General features: G+C 73.8%; 2 protein-coding genes and 1 pseudogene. 1 reads left to right on the plus strand and 2 read right to left on the minus strand.

Features of this window, described 5'->3' with window-relative positions:
- Positions 1-845, plus strand: a pseudogene (locus tag ABZV34_RS38945) (hypothetical protein); the annotation flags it as partial.
- Positions 846-917: 72 nt separating this feature from the next.
- Here ABZV34_RS38945 and ABZV34_RS38950 read toward each other — a convergent pair.
- Both ABZV34_RS38950 and ABZV34_RS38955 read right to left on the minus strand, forming a co-directional pair.
- Entirely contained in the window at positions 918-1,085 is a 168-nt protein-coding gene (locus ABZV34_RS38950) for a hypothetical protein (protein WP_168526240.1), read from the minus strand.
- A gap of 136 nt (positions 1,086-1,221) precedes the next feature.
- Positions 1,222-1,951: MMPL family transporter (locus tag ABZV34_RS38955; protein WP_356287867.1), on the minus strand; the 730-nt coding region annotated here is incomplete at its 5' end.

Raw genomic sequence — 1,951 nt, forward strand, 5'->3', positions numbered from 1 at the left:
CGGACGTGACGACCGCCGCCGCCCTGGTCGTACACCGCGGTGCCCGTGGCGCGCGGTATCTCCTCGCCCCCTGGATCGCGGAGGCGCACAGCCGCGACCTGTTGCGCCCCGACTCCCCCGCGCGGCCGGTCGGCGTCGCCGGGGACGGGGTCACCGTGCCCGTCCCCGCTCCCACCAGGAAAGCGGCCTGCGACAGCCGGCCCGTGCTGCAACTGCGTTCCTCGGCACGCATCGTGGAGAAGCACGCGTTCCTGCTGACCGACCTGGGCGAGCTGTCCCCGGTCCATCTCACCTACACCCCGCTGCCGGGGCACGGGAGCCCTCCGGCGCGCCAGCCCCGTGAGGCGACGGGCGGTCCCGCCCTGCTCGCCTGGGCACACCTGGCCTGCGGGCTCGAGGAGTTGCGGGGCAAGGGCGTCCGGGCGGTCAACGCCTGGGACTTCGCCGAGCAGGAACTGCCGGAGCGGGGCGGGCACGCGGTGTGGACCTGTGCGCGGGCCTCGACCTGGCGCGGGCCCGGTGACGTGGAGCTGGTGCTGCGAGCCCCGGCCTCGTCCGCGTCCGCTCCGGCCGAGGTGGTCGGCCGGGCCCGGTCCACCGCGGCCTGCAGCAGGTTCGGCCAGCACGTGGTGGCCGACGTCCACTGGCGGGCGCGCTCCGGTCAGTGGTATCTGCTGGCGGCCGGCAGCCGGGCGGTCACCCGTATCGACGTGACCGGTGGAGTGACGGCCCGGCAGCGTGGCCGGACACTCGCCGTCCGCGCGCCGAGGGACTCCCGTGTCCGGGTGTCGGCCCGTCTGGCCGACGGCACTTCACTGGACCCGGTCGGTGACCCCGGTCGGTGACGGGGGTGACACCGTGCGCGCGACGCGGCCCGCGGACGGGGTGTGGCCCCGGAAGCGGGCCTGCCGTGTCGCTCAGTCCTCGTCCCCGGTCGGGACGACCACGAGGAAGGCATCCGACTTGAGGTCCATCACCACGGTGGCCGGCTGACCCTCGGTACGCCGTCGGGCGGCGTACTCCTCCGCCGTCCAGGATCCGCGCGGGGACCCTGCGGGAAATCGTTCAAGCACCTTCGCGCTCATCACGGCGGACACCTCCGGCTCCGGCTTTCGACCCGGAACGCCGAGTCGCCTGGACTTCACTTGCCCGTGATTCCCGTGGACATGCCCAGGCGGGCCAGGGGACTCCAGCGGGCGCGGGCGGGCCGCCCGGGCCGTCTCACACACTGACGCGCTTCTCGACCGGGGGCAACGAGGCGGCCTCGCGGCTGAGCCGTCCCGGCCACCAGGCGCGCCGCCCGATGTCGCGGACGAGCGCGGGCACCAGCAGCGAGCGGACGACCAGCGTGTCGAGCAGGACGCCGAAGGCGACGATGAAGGCGATCTGCACGAGGAAGGCCAGCGGGATGACACCGAGGGCGGCGAACGTCGCGGCGAGCACCACACCCGCCGAGGTGATCACCCCGCCGGTGCTCACGAGTCCGCGCAGCACACCCTGGCGCACACCGTGGCGCAGCGACTCCTCCCGGACCCGGGACATCAGGAAGATGTTGTAGTCCACGCCCAGGGCCACCAGGAACACGAAGCCGTACAACGGCACCGACGCGTCGGTGCCCGTGAACCCGAAGACGTGGCGGAAGACGAGCGAGGAGATCCCGAGGGTGGCGAGGAAGTTGAGCGCGACCGTGGCCACGAGCAGCACCGGCATCACCAGCGAGCGCAACAGGCCGACCAGGATGACCAGGATGATGGCGAGCACCACCGGCACGATGAGGGTGCGGTCGCGTTCGGCGGTCCGCCGGGTGTCGTACTGCTGGGCGGTGTAACCCCCGACGAGCGCGTCGGCGCCCGGCACGGCGTGCACCGCGTCGCGCAGTCGCGCCACCGTGTCCATGGCCGCGCCGCTGTCCGCGGCGGCCCGCAGGGTGGCGTCGACGCGTACCCGGCCG

Source organism: Streptomyces sp. NPDC005195 (assembly GCF_040608315.1).
Lineage (GTDB): Bacteria > Actinomycetota > Actinomycetes > Streptomycetales > Streptomycetaceae > Streptomyces > Streptomyces kaempferi.

Excerpts from the sequence above, each read along its gene's own strand:
- ABZV34_RS38950 (WP_168526240.1), bottom strand. The coding sequence starts at position 1,085 with ATGAGCGCGAAGGTGCTTGAACGATTTCCCGCAGGGTCCCCGCGCGGA.